General features: G+C 35.5%; 23 protein-coding genes. 2 read left to right on the forward strand and 21 right to left on the reverse strand.

Going from position 1 to position 18,578, the window contains the following annotated elements:
• Positions 1–5: 5 nt before the first annotated feature.
• The 19 genes from H280_RS0100290 to H280_RS0100380 form a co-directional block, all read right to left on the reverse strand.
• Positions 6–3,368 (reverse strand): hypothetical protein, encoded by a 3,363-nt coding sequence (locus H280_RS0100290; RefSeq protein ID WP_020059099.1) that lies wholly within the window; start codon positions 3,366–3,368, stop codon positions 6–8.
• Between the two features lie 262 nt (positions 3,369–3,630).
• On the reverse strand, positions 3,631–3,975 hold the full coding sequence (locus H280_RS0100295; protein ID WP_020059100.1) for a hypothetical protein: 345 nt from the start codon (positions 3,973–3,975) through the stop codon (positions 3,631–3,633).
• A gap of 5 nt (positions 3,976–3,980) precedes the next feature.
• Complete coding sequence (locus tag H280_RS0100300; RefSeq protein ID WP_020059101.1) at positions 3,981–4,574, reverse strand: major tail protein; 594 nt, start codon at positions 4,572–4,574, stop codon at positions 3,981–3,983.
• Entirely contained in the window at positions 4,575–4,892 is a 318-nt protein-coding gene (locus tag H280_RS0100305) for a hypothetical protein (protein ID WP_020059102.1), read from the reverse strand.
• Positions 4,889–5,251 carry a hypothetical protein gene (locus tag H280_RS0100310; RefSeq protein ID WP_020059103.1) on the reverse strand — a complete coding sequence of 121 codons (363 nt, stop codon included), beginning with the start codon at positions 5,249–5,251 and terminating at the stop codon, positions 4,889–4,891. The genes H280_RS0100305 and H280_RS0100310 overlap by 4 nt, the downstream gene beginning before the upstream one ends.
• A 6-nt stretch (positions 5,252–5,257) precedes the next feature.
• Positions 5,258–5,611, reverse strand: a complete 354-nt coding sequence (locus H280_RS0100315) for a phage head closure protein (RefSeq protein ID WP_020059104.1) — start codon at positions 5,609–5,611, stop codon at positions 5,258–5,260.
• A gap of 1 nt (position 5,612) precedes the next feature.
• Positions 5,613–5,906 carry a hypothetical protein gene (locus H280_RS0100320; RefSeq protein ID WP_020059105.1) on the reverse strand — a complete coding sequence of 98 codons (294 nt, stop codon included), beginning with the start codon at positions 5,904–5,906 and terminating at the stop codon, positions 5,613–5,615.
• A 12-nt stretch (positions 5,907–5,918) separates the two neighbouring features.
• A complete protein-coding gene (locus H280_RS0100325) occupies positions 5,919–7,070 on the reverse strand; it encodes a phage major capsid protein (protein ID WP_020059106.1) in 1,152 nt (383 codons plus the stop codon).
• 3 nt (positions 7,071–7,073) lie between these two features.
• Entirely contained in the window at positions 7,074–7,868 is a 795-nt protein-coding gene (locus H280_RS0100330; RefSeq protein WP_020059107.1) for a head maturation protease, ClpP-related, read from the reverse strand.
• Positions 7,852–9,015 carry a phage portal protein gene (locus H280_RS0100335; protein WP_020059108.1) on the reverse strand — a complete coding sequence of 388 codons (1,164 nt, stop codon included), beginning with the start codon at positions 9,013–9,015 and terminating at the stop codon, positions 7,852–7,854. The genes H280_RS0100330 and H280_RS0100335 overlap by 17 nt, the downstream gene beginning before the upstream one ends.
• 10 nt (positions 9,016–9,025) lie before the next feature.
• Positions 9,026–10,693, reverse strand: a complete 1,668-nt coding sequence (locus H280_RS0100340) for a terminase TerL endonuclease subunit (RefSeq protein ID WP_020059109.1) — start codon at positions 10,691–10,693, stop codon at positions 9,026–9,028.
• Positions 10,690–11,001 carry a P27 family phage terminase small subunit gene (locus H280_RS0100345; RefSeq protein WP_020059110.1) on the reverse strand — a complete coding sequence of 104 codons (312 nt, stop codon included), beginning with the start codon at positions 10,999–11,001 and terminating at the stop codon, positions 10,690–10,692. The genes H280_RS0100340 and H280_RS0100345 overlap by 4 nt, the downstream gene beginning before the upstream one ends.
• Positions 11,002–11,126: 125 nt before the next feature.
• Positions 11,127–11,462 (reverse strand): HNH endonuclease, encoded by a 336-nt coding sequence (locus H280_RS0100350; protein ID WP_020059111.1) that lies wholly within the window; start codon positions 11,460–11,462, stop codon positions 11,127–11,129.
• 651 nt (positions 11,463–12,113) lie between these two features.
• Positions 12,114–12,275 (reverse strand): hypothetical protein, encoded by a 162-nt coding sequence (locus tag H280_RS25560; RefSeq protein WP_020059112.1) that lies wholly within the window; start codon positions 12,273–12,275, stop codon positions 12,114–12,116.
• A gap of 222 nt (positions 12,276–12,497) precedes the next feature.
• Complete coding sequence (locus H280_RS0100360) at positions 12,498–12,773, reverse strand: stage V sporulation protein S (protein ID WP_020059113.1); 276 nt, start codon at positions 12,771–12,773, stop codon at positions 12,498–12,500.
• A 165-nt stretch (positions 12,774–12,938) separates the two neighbouring features.
• Positions 12,939–13,481 carry a site-specific integrase gene (locus H280_RS0100365; RefSeq protein WP_020059114.1) on the reverse strand — a complete coding sequence of 181 codons (543 nt, stop codon included), beginning with the start codon at positions 13,479–13,481 and terminating at the stop codon, positions 12,939–12,941.
• Positions 13,481–13,945, reverse strand: a complete 465-nt coding sequence (locus H280_RS0100370; RefSeq protein WP_020059115.1) for an ArpU family phage packaging/lysis transcriptional regulator — start codon at positions 13,943–13,945, stop codon at positions 13,481–13,483. Before H280_RS0100370 ends, H280_RS0100365 begins: the two co-directional genes overlap by 1 nt.
• 213 nt (positions 13,946–14,158) lie before the next feature.
• Complete coding sequence (locus H280_RS25980) at positions 14,159–14,323, reverse strand: DUF6877 family protein (RefSeq protein ID WP_020059116.1); 165 nt, start codon at positions 14,321–14,323, stop codon at positions 14,159–14,161.
• Complete coding sequence (locus tag H280_RS0100380; RefSeq protein WP_020059117.1) at positions 14,320–14,514, reverse strand: hypothetical protein; 195 nt, start codon at positions 14,512–14,514, stop codon at positions 14,320–14,322. The genes H280_RS25980 and H280_RS0100380 overlap by 4 nt, the downstream gene beginning before the upstream one ends.
• A 1,355-nt stretch (positions 14,515–15,869) precedes the next feature.
• On the opposite strand from H280_RS0100380, the gene H280_RS24545 reads away from it, so the two are divergent.
• On the forward strand, positions 15,870–16,025 hold the full coding sequence (locus H280_RS24545) for a DUF4021 domain-containing protein (RefSeq protein ID WP_020059119.1): 156 nt from the start codon (positions 15,870–15,872) through the stop codon (positions 16,023–16,025).
• 518 nt (positions 16,026–16,543) lie between these two features.
• Positions 16,544–17,053 (forward strand): hypothetical protein, encoded by a 510-nt coding sequence (locus H280_RS0100395; RefSeq protein WP_020059120.1) that lies wholly within the window; start codon positions 16,544–16,546, stop codon positions 17,051–17,053.
• A gap of 863 nt (positions 17,054–17,916) precedes the next feature.
• On the opposite strand, the gene H280_RS0100400 is transcribed toward H280_RS0100395, so the two are convergent.
• Positions 17,917–18,108: a DUF3954 domain-containing protein gene (locus H280_RS0100400; RefSeq protein ID WP_020059121.1), complete on the reverse strand. Its 192-nt coding sequence runs from the start codon at positions 18,106–18,108 to the stop codon at positions 17,917–17,919.
• 83 nt (positions 18,109–18,191) lie between these two features.
• Complete coding sequence (locus tag H280_RS0100405) at positions 18,192–18,554, reverse strand: hypothetical protein (protein WP_028411043.1); 363 nt, start codon at positions 18,552–18,554, stop codon at positions 18,192–18,194.
• Positions 18,555–18,578 lie beyond the last annotated feature (24 nt).

Here is an 18,578-nt window from a genome sequence, read left to right on the forward strand (position 1 = left end):
ACTTATCATATCCTCCCTTTCAGAAAGTCAATTTTTTCTATTCTTAAATCTTCTTTTCGTACAGAGCGCTGTACAGTACGGCCATCCACAATTACGGGTTGATCTACAGTTAGCCGTACAACTACATCTTTGGGAGTTGAATCCATACCAGACATTCCTTCATATGAAACATTCGTTACACGCATTGCGTTTTCGCTCAGTGACTTTATATTACCAGCCATCGTACGATTCATATTCGCAACTAATTCTTTAATTGTACCCGTGATACCAAGTGATTTCTCTCTTGATGATAATGGTGTTACAGATACCTTATTTCCCTTTTTAGTAAACAACTCTGGCCCAGCTTCACCAGCTATGAATTGACCATCACTAAGAACATGTCCACCTTTAGCGAGCATTGGCACATGTGGAATTTTCGGTGCATCAACACCAGGTATTTTGTTTAGTGCATCGGCCGGCGTATTAAATCCATCTATAAATTTATTAATCATTTTAATGATAAAATTTATTGTTGCTTTAATACCAGACTTAATGCCGTCCCATGCATCTAAAATACCTGACTTCATTCCATCAAATGCACTAGTAACTGCATCAGTAACCCGTCGGACAGGACCCATAATTGTTTCTTTTAGGCCTTCCCAAATGGATGATGCTGTCGATTTAATTCCGTTCCAAACACTTGATAACACAGAACTAATCCCATTCCATATGCTACTACTTGTACTACTGATCCAGTTCCACACAGATTCAATTGCACTTCTTATAGCATTAAATATTGTTGTGGCAACTGAAACAATACCATTCCATAATCCAGTTAAGAAACTAACGATTGCATTCCACACTGTACTTGTTGTTGAACTGATCGTGTTCCATGCGGATATGATGAAATTCTTTATAGATTCAAAGATTGGTGTAACAAAACTAACGAGTCCGTTCCAAACTGATGATAAGAAATCTGTTATTGCTTGCCATACAGAACTCGTTGTTGAACTGATTGTATTCCAAGTATCAACAATAAATTGTTTTACACTTTCAAATATTGGAGTAGCAAAATACAAAATAGCTGTCCAAATTGCTTGTAAGTATTGTGCGATGAACCCCCAAATCGCTTGTATAACTGTTGAAATTCCGTTCCAAATCATTGAAAAGAAATCCGCTATACCTTGAAGAATAGGTGTTAAGAATGCGACAATACCATTCCATATGCTCATAAAAAATTCTGATACGGTTGTCCATGATTGGACAAAGAAATCACGAATACCATTCACAGTAGTTGTAAATAGCTCTACTATACCGGCCCAAAGCTCAGCAAAGAAATCCTTGATTCCATCCCAAACACTTGTCGTCACTTCAACAACTTTTTCCCAAATATCTGAAGTTGTATCCACAATCCCATTCCACAAGTTAGAAAGAAATTCAATAATTGAATTCCATATATCAATTGTTTTCTGCTTAATAGAATCCCAGTTTTTAACGATAGCAACAATTAAGGCAACTATCCCAGCAATAATAATCGGTACAATCCCCCACATTACACCTGTAGCAACACCAAATGCACCAGCAAGCACACCAACTATACTAGACAACGTTATGAATATAGGTGCTAATGCTAATATTGCACCAGATATAATACCGATTACGGTTGCTATAGCTGCTAATGTTGCTGCTAATTTAGGGTTTTCCGAAATCCATCCGGCTAATTTACCAATTACATTTGCAACAACCTCTAACACTGGTTCTAGTGCAATTTTTAAATCCCCCATGGCTTTCTGAAATTTAACGGCTGGTGAAGCATCTAATTTTTTTACTGATTCATTAAGTTGATCTTGGTTTTTCTTAAAATCTATTGTTTTTTTTGAAGCACCTATTAAAGTGTTAGTTATGTTTTGTCCTTGATCTTCATACATAGTGGCTAGAACTTTAACTCCAACTTGATTCTTTTTAACAGGATCTTCTATCGCATCAATTGCTTTAGCCACTTCTACCATTGCTTGCGAACCTTCGCTTCCACCTTTAGCAACAGCCGCTCCCCATTGTTCTATTTGTTCAGTTGCAATCCCAGAGCCATCAAGCGCTTCTTTTAACGCCTTATCTGCCCCTTGTGCAAATTCATTTAATTTAACCCGTCCTTCCTTTAGTCCGTCTAACAGGTTATCAATATTCCATGTACCCGTTTCAATCCCGGCTTCCATAATCGCTTGTACTTCTTCAGCTTTGAACCCAGCACGAGTTAATTGACCACCATATTCGGCGATAATGTCTAGTTGCTCTGGCGGAAAGCCTACTTTCAATAGCGCATCAGCCATACCCATCGCGCCTTCTTGAGATATCCCTAACTCACTGGAAATCTCGTTTGTTTCCTGGATTAACTCAGTAAAATCAATACCCTCATATGTTTGAGAAATGGTTGCTGCTTGTTTCACAAGAGATGTGTTTGCTTCATCAGAAGCCGTTTTATTTAATGCCCATTGGCGACGAACACCTTCAAGTGCCTCTGCCCCATCAACTCCATATGCTTCAATACCTCTTATAGCTGTTTCTACTGATTTTTTAGATTCCTCGGGAACATTAAATGATATATCGATTTTTGTTTTTAACTTGGATGTATCTAGTGCAGTCTCAATAACTTTATCTATTCCAGCACCAGTAATACCTGCACCTAACATATTTTCTAAACCGATATCAAGTTCTTTGAACTTCTTACCTGTTTGTTCAGCTTCTTGTGATAACTTAGATAATTCTTTTCTTACATTCTCTACAGAATTACCATCATCAATCGTTGCAAGAATTTGTTTCATTTTTTCCAAGTCAGTTCTTGTTCCTAATGCTTCCACACCAATTTTATTAATAGCTTCGTCAAGTTGTTTAGACGACGCTGTACCGCTTTTGATTGCGTTGACTAGTCTACCACCTAAAGCACTAGAAAAGTTGTCTACACTTGTCCCTGTGGCTTGGAATAGTGTTTCTAGTTGTCTTGTGGAACTAGCTATACGGCCTTCTTCAGCTTCCATCTCTCGCATAGAGTTTTGCAGGCTTTTCAGATGGTTTTCAGTCGCGATTACTTCACGGTTAAACGCCCTGTACTGTTCTGGTGATATCTTACCTTCTGCAAACTTTTGATTAATGTGCGTTTGTGCTTCTTTTAGCTTATTTAGCTTTTCAGTTGTTACGGTCACTTGCTCAGCTAATATTTGTTGCTTCTGTGCAACCAATTCAGCGTTACCAGGATTAAACTTCAGTCCCCTCTCAACTTGTTTCAATTCTTGAGATAAAGCTACAGATTCCTTTGTAACATCTTTTAGTGCGTTACCTAATTTACTTGTATCTGCACCAAGTTGTATCGTAATCCCTTTTATTGATTTATCCACACATTCACCACCTTTTCACAAAAATAAAAATGACCACCAATTATAGGCAGCCATTTTTAGAATGCATTGAAATCTTTTTGAGTAGCTTTTCTCACAGTTTCTTTTTGTGGATTCTGCAAGTCGATATATTCACTAATGTAATCAAGGCACATGCCAATTGTCATTTCCTCTAAATCTGCGCTTGTAAGCTTGCATTTATAACATAAAGCAAGAAAAGTCTCGGTTGTAAATCCTTCTCCATCGCCGGTTCCTTGCTCGTCATTTACATCTTTTTTTTAGATTGCATAGATGCCATTAACATATCTTGAATTTCTGGAATGATTTCATAAATAGGGAATTCATCAAATGTATCAAGCCAAGTAATCGGATCAGGGATTGTTGGGTCTGCTGTTTTCGCCAATACATAAGTAAAGTTATAGAAAACATCCATATCCAATAAACTGAAATCCATATTATCTAAATCATTAACATCCGATTTTATTAATGGATACAGTTTCATTAGGTCCGAAAAGTAATCTTTTCCGAATTGTGCTTTATATCGCTTAGGAGTTCCACCTGTGCTTTTTAATCGTACTTGCTTACCATCTACTACAATCGTTTTTTCCATTTACATTACGCTCCTTTTGGTGCTGCTGGTGTTTTTACATACACTTTTTTGTACCAGTTATCATAAATTGCTTGAGTTGTTTTAGAAGTTGTTTTTGTTTTAACCATCGGTCTACCGCCAGGCGCTAAAACAATTGGACTAGAGACAAACTTCAATTCATTTGTGTTAGGTTCAGCGGAATTTGTTTTTGTTTTAGATGCAAGTGTTGGGCGACTTGCTGAACAATTATACATAACATGTCTAGTCGCGTTCACATCACCATCAAATTCGAATAATAACGCGAACGACTTTCCTTTTGCATCAGCTAACTCATTTAATACTCCATCTTCTACATCTAATTGCTCACCTAGCGCATCAATAGCAAATTGTTCTGGAATAGTCGCAATAGATAGTGTTCCGTCATACCCCTGGTTATTACTTGCAGCATAATAAAGCATGTCGTCTGCATAAAATTCAATTAAGTCTCCGCGCGGATCAAAAGTTAACTCAACTCCACCAGGTAGCCGAATTGGTGTTCCAAACGTAACTACAAAATCTTTCACATCATATGGTACATAATGGACGTTTTTCAAACCGAACGTTACTTTATTTTCAGGCATTTAAATCAACCTCACTTCATAAAATTTTTGATATAACTTCTCAGATTCAATAAATATCTCAAATGGAGATTCATAAGGTATCTCGTGTTCATTTAAGACGTTTTTAAGCTTCGCTTCTGCAACCAAATCTTTTTTAATTGTGTAAAGCTCAATATTGATATCATTTATTTCGTGATAGACCTTATTGTCAGCCATCATGTTAGATGAGCCGTCCACAAGGATACAAATATACGGTGGCGTTTGTGTTGTTGTGAAATGCGAATAAGCCACAGGATAACCTGTAGCTTTCAAAATGTTTAATAGTTCTGCTAATGTCATTTCCGTATCGCCCTTTCAACGCGATCTGTGAATTCAGAGATGGCTTTCTGTTCTTCTGGTCCAATATGCGGAAATGTCCGCGATCGGCCAGTACCACCAGCAATTACATGCCCACGCTCAAGTAAATGTGTAAGTTGATATTTTTTATTATAAATAACCCATATACCATTTACTTTCTTACGTGTCCATCCCTTGCGGTAATCACCAGATTTATCGTCAAAGCTACCTGCTGTTTTTAAATTATTTACAGATTCTTTCGTTACATCATCAGCCGCCTGTTCTACCTTTTCTTCTACTGCTCTTGTATATAGCTCTACTTGTCTAGCGATTTCATTAGCTAAGTCGCTAACACTAACCATAATACTTCACCCAACCTTTTCCATAGCTATGATGGTTAATGTTTTATTCTCTTCATTATCATTTATTGGTGGTTCAATAATATCGAAGATACGCCCCTTTAAATTAATCCGCATTTCTTCTGTAATTCCAAAAGTGTAGGGGATAATGAACCGATAAATTAGCGTTGCTTGTGAAGCCGAAGCGGCAATATATTCTGATCCTTTTAATGTTTTTATCATAGCCCAAGCTTTTTTAATTTCTTTCCAATCTATTTCAATAACCTGGTCAAGATCATCTTTTATTGTTACAGGCTGTTCAATAATGATTTTATTTCTAAAATCCCCTGTGTTTAATGGCTGTTTATACTGAAAAGGACGCATATCATTCACCGTCCACTTTAATTTCTTCTAACGCTTTTTCAATGCTAAGACTATTAATCTGACTTAAAAAATTCTTGTCAAAATACTCTAGTGCATCATTATAAACATAACGAGAGCGTTCAAAGACTAACTCCTTGAACTCCTCGTTATTATTTAAATCATAATCCCCACAAACCCTAAGTAATGCCTTGTTAGATGTAGATAGGATGCGCTTTAGGTTATCATCTTCCTCATCACCTAAATGCATCCTATCTTTGAATTGCTGTAATATTTCATCTGAAATTACTGTATCCATTCACATCATTCCTTATTTAGTAGCTGGCGTTGGAGCAGAATCAAGTTTTAATGTGTAAACCTGTGATGTATATTTGTCCTTCGGCTTACCAGTAGCATATTGTTTAGCAATATAAAGCGTTGCATCCTCTAAAGCTAACGTTTCTTCATACTTTTTGATTGGCTCCGTTCCACCCATCGCTGCAATATACTCTCCTTTAACAAAAAACAGTACTTTACCCTGAGGTACAAATACTGACTCTGTAGAAGTTGGATTGAAAGGTAAACTTGTTACATACACACCAGCCGCATTTTGAATTGTTGCATTTGCTTGAATATCAAACGTATCAAATGGATTTGTTACCATAACTACTTTTCCAGCAATATTTTTTGGTCTGTCCGCATCTGAACCATCCGCATTTAACTTTTTAGCAAGTAACTTAACAACGTCTTTCAGTTCATTGATTGTTTTACGACCTGGTTCAAAAGTTAAAGTCCCTGCTGATTTTTTATCTGGATATACTCCACCAACAACACTTCCACTTGGATCTTTTAACAGTCCGATAGGCTCATCTTTACCTGTTCCAGTTACAAATCCACGTTCTAAACCTACTGCCATCGCTTCTGAAATCATCGTGCGAACATAACGTTCTACCCATACTGGGCCAAGTTTAAGCATGTCGTTTGCTAATGGAATAAATGCTGTTAATTTAAGTTGAGCAATAGACTCTTTTCGGAATGTAGCATTTAGTTGCCCTTTAATATCACCAAATAATGGTCCCCATACTGCCGCGCCTTCTGGATCTCCATAAATAAACTCTGTCACAGCTCCTAAATTTTCTAATCCGATATGTTCTAACAGCGGATGGCTTTGAACTAAGTCATCAAAAATTCGTTCTTGAGTTGTTTTCGGTAATGTTTCAGTGGACTTAAAACCACCTTCTTCAACAACTGCATTAAAGAATTTCATTTCCTCACTTGTTAGTACATTAGCACCACGAGACTGCATAATAGAACGATCTACCATAGATTCATTTACTTGATTTAAAATATCCGCTCGCACATCTGTAGCAAGTGCTTCAATCATGGAATTTAATGCTGCCGCTTGTTCTTCTGGTGTACCTTCTTGTGTCGCTTTTGCAAATGCTAGTTTCTTTTCTTCAAAGTTATTAAATTTAATAACCATATTTTATTTTCCTCCTAATTTTAAAAAGAGCGCACTCAAATTCTGTTTTGTATTAACAGGCACTTGAATAGGCTCTTTTGGATTTATTTTTGTATTCGTTTGTAACTCATTCAGGATTTCATTTTTCAATCCTGATAAAGATGCATTTAAATCTTCTTTTGTAATCCCTTGGGTTTTACCTTTACTTAGTGTTCCATTTCTGAAACCATCAATTACTTTCTGTGGGATCATTGCGGATACAGTATTTGAAGCCGTCATTTTAACTGGATTCTCCATGAACATAATTTCATCCACAAAACTGTTTTCTAATGCTTGTTGTGGACCCATCCATGTTTCTTCAGCCATCATATTAAGTAATTCCTCTTCTGATTTACCACTTTTAATGACATAAGCATTTACAATTGCTCGATCTGTCGTTTTTAACATCTCGGCTGCCTTTGACATGTTACGATGATCTCCACCATTCCACATAGAAGCGTTATGAATCATGATTTGTGCCGTTGGTGAAATACGAACCTTATCACCAGCCATTGCGATAACAGAAGCCGCGCTTGCAGCCAAACCAACAATTTGGACTTCTACATTACCGGGATAATTTTTTAATGCTGTATAAATCTCTGATCCTTCGTGTACATAACCGCCAGGACTATTAATTGATACAATTAAATCCTCGCCATTGGCATTAGTAAGTTCTTTTGCAACCATTCCCGGACTTGTCGCATCCATTTCAAGCCATTCATAAATCCAAGCTTCATCACTAGAAATGATAGGTCCTTTAACATCAATTTTCACCGCCATTTTCTTTCTCACCTCCTTCAGATTCATTTAGTTTTGTATAGTTTTTCGTAATATGATGGATATTTAAGTTCGGATCATCCGAATCTTCATAATCTACTTCTGATCTAATCTCATTTCCTGTAAATGCACTTGAAGAAATGAGTTTGTCAATACTTGTTGCAAGGTCAAATATACTTTGATAGGAAACAGCCTTAACCTCAATCTTTTGTCCTGAAAGATATTCACTCATTTCAAAGAATTTAACATTCGCTTCATCAGATAGCTTTTTTAATAATGGTTTTACTGTGAAAAGCATGTAATTTTTCGTTTGCTTCTCTACGTCAGCCATTTCTCCATATAATAAAGCTGTTGGAATGCCAATAGCCATGGCTACTTGATTTAAAAAGCCATTCGTTACTTTATTGATTTCTTCCACACTAGGACCGTTAGCAGAACCATTATATACTTCTTTGTACTCAATCCCTTTTTGTTGTGGAACAATAGCTATATCTTTCGTACCGATCGCCTTATACATGTTGTCTATAAACTCTTGTAATTTCGCTATTTGTTCTTCTGTCTTGGCACCAATCATATCCATATCAACTGTGCCACGAACTTGATTTTTACGTTTTTGAGAGTTTAGTATCCTACCAAATAAGTCCCCGTAATCTGCAAATAAACCATCAATAAGTGGAGATAATTTGTCATTTCGATACTTTAAATGAATAACTTCGCTTTGCTTAAAACTTCTCTTAAACGTATAATCCTTTACTATTACATCGGTAAAAGTATCTTCAAACACAGCATACTCATTATGTTGAAATCCATCGGCAATAAGTAAATCACCATCATCTGCTTGTATAACTAAGCATTCATTATCATAAATAAGTTTACGAATAAATCTTTCCCAGAAAGTGCTTGCCGTCATATTCTTGTTCGGTCTAACGTTTAATCGATAATAAAGTTCATTCTTCTCAAATGCTTTACCATTTCTTACTCTGAATTCTGACTGACTAATCGTCCTTCCTAAGAATGATACGCATGTATCGATTGCTAATCGTTTCATATGAACCCTGTTTGCTGTATCAGCAATCAAATCCAGATCGACCATAAATTCTAGCTCTTTATTTCTTTTAAATACTGAACCTAACCATCCAATGGTTATCACCCCCCCTTTATTAGAATTTAATATCGCTTAGTATAAAGTCGGTTGCCTCTCGTATCTCATCCGCTCGATAAAGAGCATGGACAAAACATTGGAATCCATCTGTTTTTCTACGTACTGGCTCTTTTTTCTCGTATATTTTGTTTCCATCACCTTTGATAACAACCAATACGTTTTGCGTGTACCAACGCATTAAAGGGTTATCATCGAAAATAATTTGGTTATTTGCAAATGCCATTTCAATACGAGGTGCTAGTAAACTATGAATCGCTTTTGGATTCCTTATAACTTCTATTTCAAAACCTTCTGCTACCAATAAAGGTCTTATTGCTTCCATTCGGAAGTTATCAGCTATAATTTTCTTAATGCCATATTGTTCACGCATTTCTACAAACCAATCAACAATGTGTTGAGGATTAATAGTCGGTTCATCCACAACTGTTAGTAGTCCTTGTTCTTCCCATTCTTTTATTGGAGCAAATTTCTGTTTTTTAAACTCACCTGCTTTTTTAGAATATCCATAATAGATATCAACAAATTCCTTTCGAACAAAGGAATGAGTTTTAAAAATGTATTCCCCATTTTGCCTGAATAAAAGACCACATGCTGCAAAATCTCGAATACTTGCAAAGTCTAATGCTCCAATACATTCTTGAGCATACAAATTAGGGAATGGACGATTTGTAGCAAGAATTTCTGACCACTTTGCAACAGAACGCTCTAAATTGGTAACTGGTAAGTTCATCCGCTTGGTCATGAACTCTTCTCGGTTACTTGGATCGTCTTCTAAATCTTCGTATTCTTCCTTAATCGTTTCAAGCAATCCTTCAGCATACTCACTTAATGGCTGCGACAACATAGGATTTGCCATTTCCCAATTATCCGGATTATCTACTTCACTTTCATCATTCAATTTACAAATGAACGGAAAAATAGCATTCGGACGGGCTTCACCATTTAATACCTTCATTGCTTTTTCTTTTTGCTTATCTAAGAAACCATCACGGACATATCCATCTGTACCAATGTAAAATTCTCGTGGGTTTTTCTTTTTCCCTAAACCACTAATGTGGACTCGAACATCTTTATTGCTTTCATATTGATGTATTTCATCAAAAACAACTGCACCATCACGCAAACCATCTTTTGTATCTCCGTTTGATGTTCTAAACTTTAGTACGCTTCCGGTAGCTTTTGAAACAGTTTGAGTTAATGTTGTTTTAAATGCTCTTTGTAAAATTTCATTTCGCTTAACACATTTATGAACTTCGTCAGGACTTGTTTTCGCTTGTTCTTCACTATTCGCAACAACTGAAATGTTATACTCTGGAATACCGTACATTTCACTAATTAAAAAATGAATAATAACTGATATTAAACCATTTTTCCCGCCACCGCGTCCTAGCATCCACAAGAATTTACGATAAAACACACGCCCATTTTTCTTATAAAATAAAAAGACGAATGCTATTAAGAATTTCTGGAAAGATTGTAATGGAAAGTACCATTTTTCACCAAAACGGATACATTTCTCAATCATTTCATCATCAAAATACAAATTGTCTCTGTTTAAAACATATTTTTCTAGATATTCTATTAACAGTTCTCTTTCTTTGTTGAACTTTACTTTTCCACTTCGATAAAGTTCAATATATTCATCGACGTACTTTTGCCTAATCATATTAAATCACTTGTACTATATCCCGAATTAGGAACACCAGCTTTAGGAACAAACTTTATATCCCTTCCTAAAGCAATTAAAGAACTGTTAATTTTATTCCTCTCACTTATAAGAGGGTGGGCCTTAACAAAAACTTGAGATCCGTTTTTAATCGTTACGGACTCACCTTCTTTATTAATAGTTCTGTTTATTTTTCTGAACGCTTTAACTAGATCAATGTATCGTTCTACTTTTTCTACCTCAACTAAATCTTCGATATCAATACTGTTCATTAACTGTTCCTTCAACTTTATAATACTGACAGCCATCTACCCACCCCCCCTTACGTGCGTAAAATTCGAAAAAAACCTGACAGTTACCCCCCTCCTCCGGTGCCCCAGTTCCCCAAAAAAGCTAAAACTTTTGACCGGGGGGTGTATTTAAAACTATTTTTCTACCATTTTTCATCGTGTTCCCATTTATTCTGTTTCTTTTCAAACGTTCTTCCATGTTCTTTATTATGACAATCCACACAGACTGTTTCAAGATTATCTATTTCTAATGCGAGTTCTGGATGATGTTCTAGCTCTTTAATATGATGGACAACGAGTTGTATCTTCTTACGCTTCGCACTCTCGCTGTACTCATTGGTGTCTGTTTGAACGCGACCGTTACGTTTACATTCCTGACACTCATAGTTGTCTCGCTTCTTTACTTGTTCTCTTAACCGTTTCCATTCACCACTATCATAGAACTTACGCTTCTGTTGTTTTGTTTTATACTCTTTCATCGATTGCTACAGCCACCTCACAATAAACTCTTGAATATATTCCAACTATATTGTATTATCTAGATACGGATATTTATTAAACTATTCAAGTTATTACCAAACCATTTTCTTACCTTTTTTCAGAACCTAGCTTCCTTAGGTTCTTTTTTTATGCAAAATAAAAGAAGAGCACTTGTTTCCGCAAGCGCTCCTCTTTGGGTAAGGGTAAGAGTTTGAATTACGAGATTCCTTTTAACAAAAGTTAAACGGTGTACAAGCAGTATATGCTCGTCCTTCTCAAAATGTGAAAAGAGCAACCAAATGGATGCTCTAACTTCTACTATTTTTTTATATAATTAATGTACGGTATGTGAAGTTTTATCCTTCTCTCAATCACTTGATATCAATTTATACTGCTGCACGTTGAACGATACGACATCAAGTAACTGAGAGAAGAGCAAAAGCTCTTCAATACTTCAATGTTCATTCGATCTGCACCATCGAAGCTGTCGGAAACCAAGTTCAAAACCATAATACAAAAGGACCGTTTAAATTATAAAAGTAACCTTGTAAGTCGTGTTATTTCCGCCACTTCTCACAATACAAATATAACACGATAAATCCAAAACAACCGGCACTTTTGCGGTCAAAAAACGGTCACGACTCTGCCACTTATTTTTTATTTATCCTTTTCCAATTCTTCTGCTGTGATCTCTTCTTTTTAATAAACAACTTTCGCTGCCTTCTTCTCTTTTTTTCTTTTCGCTCTTTTATCTCATCCATTACCTCCATAAATATTTCTAGTTCACGCCATGCCTCATCTGAAAAACCCATTCCTAATCCCCTTTTCATATAAGTTTTAATATTAATAATGAGTTATCCATATCTTATATTTTGTGTAACTAAGCCAAATGCTGAACCACTTGCTATCAGTAACTTTATAAGACTTTCTATTTTGAGTTACACAACACAATAAAAATGGTTAACTATAAGTAAAAAAAGAAAAAGACCGACTTCTATCGGCCTTTTCAAATATTCTTATATTGTTGGTCTCTTCTAAGACCTATATTTTCTAGGACCTACAATTAGTTTGATTGCTGTTCTTTCTTGATTATCGATTGAAACCTCTTGAAACGCTGGAATAAGAACCAAGTCAATACCACTAGGAGCTACAAATCCTCTTGCAATAGCAATGGCTTTAATCGCTTGATTTATAGCGCCAGCTCCAATCACTTGAATTTCTGCATTACCGCTTTCTCTTAATACGCCTGCAATTGCGCCTGCAACTGAATTGGGATTTGATTTTGATGATACTTTTAATATATTTTCCATGTAAGTTGCTCCTCTATTATTTAATCGCTTTTTTGGTTACTGACTGGAATGTAATTAACGTATCTTTAACTAATATTCATATCAAAAGCAAACAATACTATTGAATGTATTTATTCGATACTTTTTATGTTGTACCTGCCCATCTACATAAATAAAAAGCGATGACTAAATCTTAAACTTAGTCATCGCTCTATCCATTGCATCTTGGTTTACCCCTATATATCTAAGTGTTACTTTTTCTGATGAATGATTAAATATCTCCATAAGCAACGCTATATTCTTTGTCTGCATGTACATATGATATCCGAATGTCTTACGTAATGTATGTGTACCAATCTCATCTAAGCCAAACTCTGCTGCTGTACTACTAAGTATCTTATATGCCATGCTGCGACCAATAGGCCTGTTACTACCTTGTCTGCTCTTAATTAAGTACTCATGATCTTCTCTCTCTTCAATGAACCATTTCAACTCTCTTCTTAATGCTGCAGTAATTTGAATACGTTTCTGCTTACCTGTTTTCATTTCACGCATTGAGATGTGGCTTCCTTTTAAGTCACCAATCTTTAACTTCAAAATATCACTAATGCGTAATCCAGTGTTAACACCCACAACAAACAGGATATAATTACGTTCACTCTTCTCTTTCAAATATTCTTTTATTTGCTGTATTTTCTCTGGATCACGGATAGGCTGAACAAAGTTCATTACTCGCCACCTACCTGTTCCTCTTGCTCGTAAACTTCTAACCTAAGAGCAAAAGCAAGTTTATAAAAAGCATTAGATTTATTTCGTCTATATGTCCGTTCACTCATTCCAATCTCGTTATAAACCATATAATCAAAGATTTCTTCATCTTCCAAGTAACGTTTTACAATTATGTCTCGTTGATTCTTGCTAAAACGACTTAATGCCTTATCCACTTGAAAAGATAGGCGTTGTAGTCTCTCTTCTCGCTTACTTAATTCTACATTTTCAAGAGCAACATCTTCAGCTGGATTACCCACCACGTTTGTTGGACCGTGATATCTAACTTCACAAGAAGCTGTCACTTTCATTTCATTTCTAATCATGCCGAATTGTCTATAAATGCGAATACTTTCAAGAACTGTTTCTATGCGATCTTGTGTAGCCTTACGATCAATTTTCGGTAAGAATGTCAATTGTTCCATATATAAAACACTCCTTGTCTATTTGATAACAAAAAAACGGACACCAAACTACAGAGCAGTAATGCTAATGCTCTTTATAGTTTGATGTCCGCTGGTTCTTCCAGTAGGACTAAATATTTAATTTTTCATTATTATACCATTCATAATAACAAATGTTGAATACCACTTACACTAAATAGCTGTCATAATGCTATTTCCTTTTGTTTCAAAGGATTATTTGGTTACAAAACGTTCTGCAAACCTTAACCGCTGCAATATATATGGATCGTTTTCGTTTCCACCAGTTGCCAGCCAATCACCTACACGTTGATTAATATCTTGCAATACTGGCAATGGTAACTGTGATGCAATCTTATTTATCTGCTCTAGGTATGTCATTCTTCTTCCTCCCTGTAACCTTGCCAACTGTCTTCTTCTAATCTAAAAGCTTTTGTTTTTAACCATCTATTACGCATGTTGTTCATCCGAACTGCCGAGTCTTCATATTTCATGAGTCGCGCAGAAATGATCGTGCATGTTAATCCAATCAGAAAGAAAATATCTGCAATAAATATTTCGATTTCCCTCATTCCTCATCCCTCCGCATATTATTTCTAAATCTGCGTATACTATAACTGGCTACTCATAGCTGTACTCCATTTGTAGTTCTATTCTTCTCTCCCTTGAGGAGGAGCAGTTAGCTTTTGCTGACTGCTTTTTTCGTATAATATTTCACCATTTGCACATACTACAGTTAGGCCATCTCATGTTCTTGCATCCTAGGCCTGTTTCCCTCTCCAAGGGTGAGCAGTTAGTTTTTGCTAGCTGCTCTTTAAGTTAAATTAGAACAAGTTTTTTCAGTTTCCCTGCAACTTTACAAACATAAAACATATATTATATTGAGGGTCACTCGTATCCTTTATATAGCACCTTTCTTAAAAGAGCACTTATAAAACGGTGCTCTTTATTTATTTTCCCTGTATAACATTTCAAATTTTGCACATACTACAAACTGGTAGTAAAACTCCTTTTATTTTTGATGAGATATAAACGTTCTAGTTCCTTCATGGGCAAGCAGTTAGCGAATGCTAGCTGCTCTTTTCTATCTCAACGTTTTTCCCTTTTCCGTATAACATTTCAACATCTGTACATACTACAGTTAGGCTACCCCATAGCCATTCTTGGATCCTCTCTTCTGAAAAGCAGTTAGCTTTTGCTGACTGCTTTTTTTCGTATAATATTTCACCATTTGCACATACTACAGATAAGCTGTTTTAGCAGCTTAGTCCAGTATTCTTTCTTTTAACTCTTTTTAGGGAGCAGTTAGTTTTTACTAGCTGTTCTTTAAGTAAGATTGATTTGTCACTTTTATACAGAACAAGAATATATTATATCAAGTCATGTACCTTATACTTTCTTACTCCAAATACACCCTATATAGGGTGCTCTTTTTACTTTCAAATTGGACAAGTTTTTTTCAGTTTCCCAACACCTTTAAAAAAGAAAAACATATGTTATATTAAACCTTGATAAAGTGAATAAATTTTCACACCTTCTGGTTTACCCATAGCACTCTTCTGCAAAAAAGGGCACTTGTAAAATAGTGCTCTTTATTTATTTTTCCTGTATAGCATTTCAGATTTTGCACATACTACTTATAAGCCTTCCCTTGGGCGATAGCTATACTTGAATCCTCTTTTCAAAAGGGCAGCTAGCTTTTGCTGGTTGCTCTTTTATTCATTTTCAATTGGACACATTTACCAATATTATTTCTATAAAATTCATGTTATTGTAATTTAGTCTAGTACGTTGTTACTTGACAAAATACCTTTTGAGGCCCTGTGATAAACAGGGCTTCTTTTATACAAAATGAAATTTTTATCATAAAACAAACCTTGAATGTTTATATCACTTTTAGACATCCTAAAAATAGGAGGTGATATATATGAATAACTCTAAAAAAGAAAAAAATGATGTGACAAATAATAATGTGCTTGGTCTTGATTTAGATGAACAGGCTATGAACGGATTATACGGAATGCCTGAAACTGATATCGAGGACAAAGATCACCGTAAAAAAAGTAATTCACAAAATATCTAATACATATCAGATATCACATAAATACTCCCCCTTAAGTCCATTCTCTAACGGTGAGCGGTTAGCTTTTGCTAGCTGCTCTTTTATTAAGAAAACATGACCTTTAATATTTCTTACATATTTTCTAGAGGGAATACACATTTTACCTATATGTCGTTCGAACTAGCGGCTTACTCTTCTTTCAATGACTAAACCATTTATCTAATGAGAAACCTATTGAGCCTACAGGCAGGCAAGGAATCTTTGCCTGCTATTTTTTTGTATATTTTTTTTTGATTTGAATCATACTATTCATGAATCAGTTTACCAATACGAGTCATTTGAGCACTTTGAAAATCTTACTAAGTTATTCTACTCCTCACAGGACAAGCAATTTAGCTTGTCCTGTTTGCAATTAAAGTTATAGTTTTCATTTTCCTATTCTCTATATTTAAAATTTATTTTTTGTATTAAAAACAAAGGTTTGCAACATTATAAAAATGTTCCTCACTAATATGTGAGTACAAAAGGAGGATTTTAAAATGGATAAACGAACAGAGAAACAAGTTGAAGCCGTGGCACGTAAAGCTGCTGATTTGGAAGTTTCACAAGAATTAACTAGCCTTAAAAATCAAATTCAACAGTTGCAACATTCTTTATCTCAAGCATCTCAGGGGCAACAACAAGGGCAGCAACCACAGCAAGGATTACAACAGGCTAATCAACTAATGCAACAACTTCAACAATTTAGTCAACAATCTCAACAACAAATGCAACAAGCTGACCAACAATTACAGCAAACTATTCAACAAGCTATTCAAACACTAAATCAAGGATTACAGTATCTACAGGCTAATCAAACACTAAGCCAAGTAAATCAAGCTATTTCTCAGGCTCAATCACAAGTAGGTGGCCAACAAGGACAGCAGATGGGCAACCAGCAAATGAGCGGCCAACAAGGACAGCAAATGAGCAACCAGCAAATGAACGGCCAACAAGGACAGCAAATGGGCAACCAGCAAATGAACGACACTCAACAACAATTTCATTAAAACTTGTTCTAGCAAAACAAGAAGCTGTAAAATTTCTATATCTTATATAACAGTGAGCAAAATTCAATTCCTTTTTGTTAGCTACTCCTAAAACGAAGCAAGAACATAAGAATTCTTTGGGGAGCACTTAAATAAGTGCTCTTTTTTATATAAAGACTTTATACAACATGGTATTTTCGTTCGAATTTCTTATTTGGCATTTTATCTATTAATGAGATAATCAAATATATTCTTATCTACTTTCTCCTCTTTATGCTCTTAAGGGTTTTCGTCTCGGCGTATATTTCATTATGGAGATTCTCATGTATAACATTTCAAATTTTGCATATGCTACAAACAGGCAACTCCATGTATTACATATTTGTTGATCTATCTGTCCTCTCCCCTCGAGGATGAGCAGTTAGCCTTTGCTGACTGCTTTTTTTCGTATAATATTTCACCATCTGCACATACTACAGATAAGCTATTTTAACAGCTTAATTCAGTTTTCTTTCTCTTAACCCTTTTTAGAGAGCAGTTAGTTTTTGCTAGCTGCTCTTTAGTTTGAAATTCACTTACACATTTAAGAAACAAAAACATATATTATATTAAATGTTGGTCAAATGGATAACTCTCCACGCCTTATTGTTTTCCCATAGCATCCTTCTCCAAAAAGGGCACTTGTAAAATAGTGCTCTTTTCCTATTTACATACATTTACCAATATTATTTTTCGATATTTCATGTTAAGTTAGATGAGGTGATTTTATCCATGTCACCATTGCAAATTTCTGCCCCATCAATATATGGGGCCTTTTTATTGGGAAATTTTAAATTATATTACAACCACACCTTCGCCACTTATGGCGACAATTTCAAATCGTATTAAATCAACACTGTTTCCCGCTTTTCAATACGAATTACTTTATTGTTCTTGTATATTAAAGAATGCTCGCCATGTCCGCTAGATGGGGGATCTATTTGCTGAATCTGTCCATCTTTCACTACATAAATCTTATTTTCTTTTAAATCTATTTCAGCTTTCATTTCTGCAATATTTTCTTTAATAATTCCCACCGAAACCACTCCCATTTATGCTATAATTACTTTGTGGATAATTATGTCGAGAGCAATCTCGGCTTTTTTTATTTTGTGTAATCTCATAAATACTGCACAACATCTTCTGGGATAAATGTTTGTTCCACTGACAAGTAAAGCCGTATTGGAATTGGTTGTTTATTATCCCTTGCTTGCTTACATAATTCTTCAGCTTTCTCCCAACCAAAGCGCTGATCTTCCGACCGCTTATATCGCCAAATTCCAATTGTATAATCCTCAAACAGTTCGTACTTTTCATCATATGTAGTTGTTTGTTTCAACTCATCAGTTCCCTTAGCTCTACGTGGAACTTGAACAATCACATCTGCATAACGCACTTGAGAGCTTGAATATTGAACTTTAGCTCTCTTAATATTAAATTCAGATACTCGTTCGACATCAAAGATTGTTAACTGCTTTGGCATATGTCCCATCCTTTTCCCTTCTCA

The sequence above is a fragment of the Bacillus sp. 123MFChir2 genome (assembly GCF_000383235.1).
In the GTDB taxonomy this organism is placed as follows: domain Bacteria; phylum Bacillota; class Bacilli; order Bacillales; family Bacillaceae_G; genus Bacillus_A.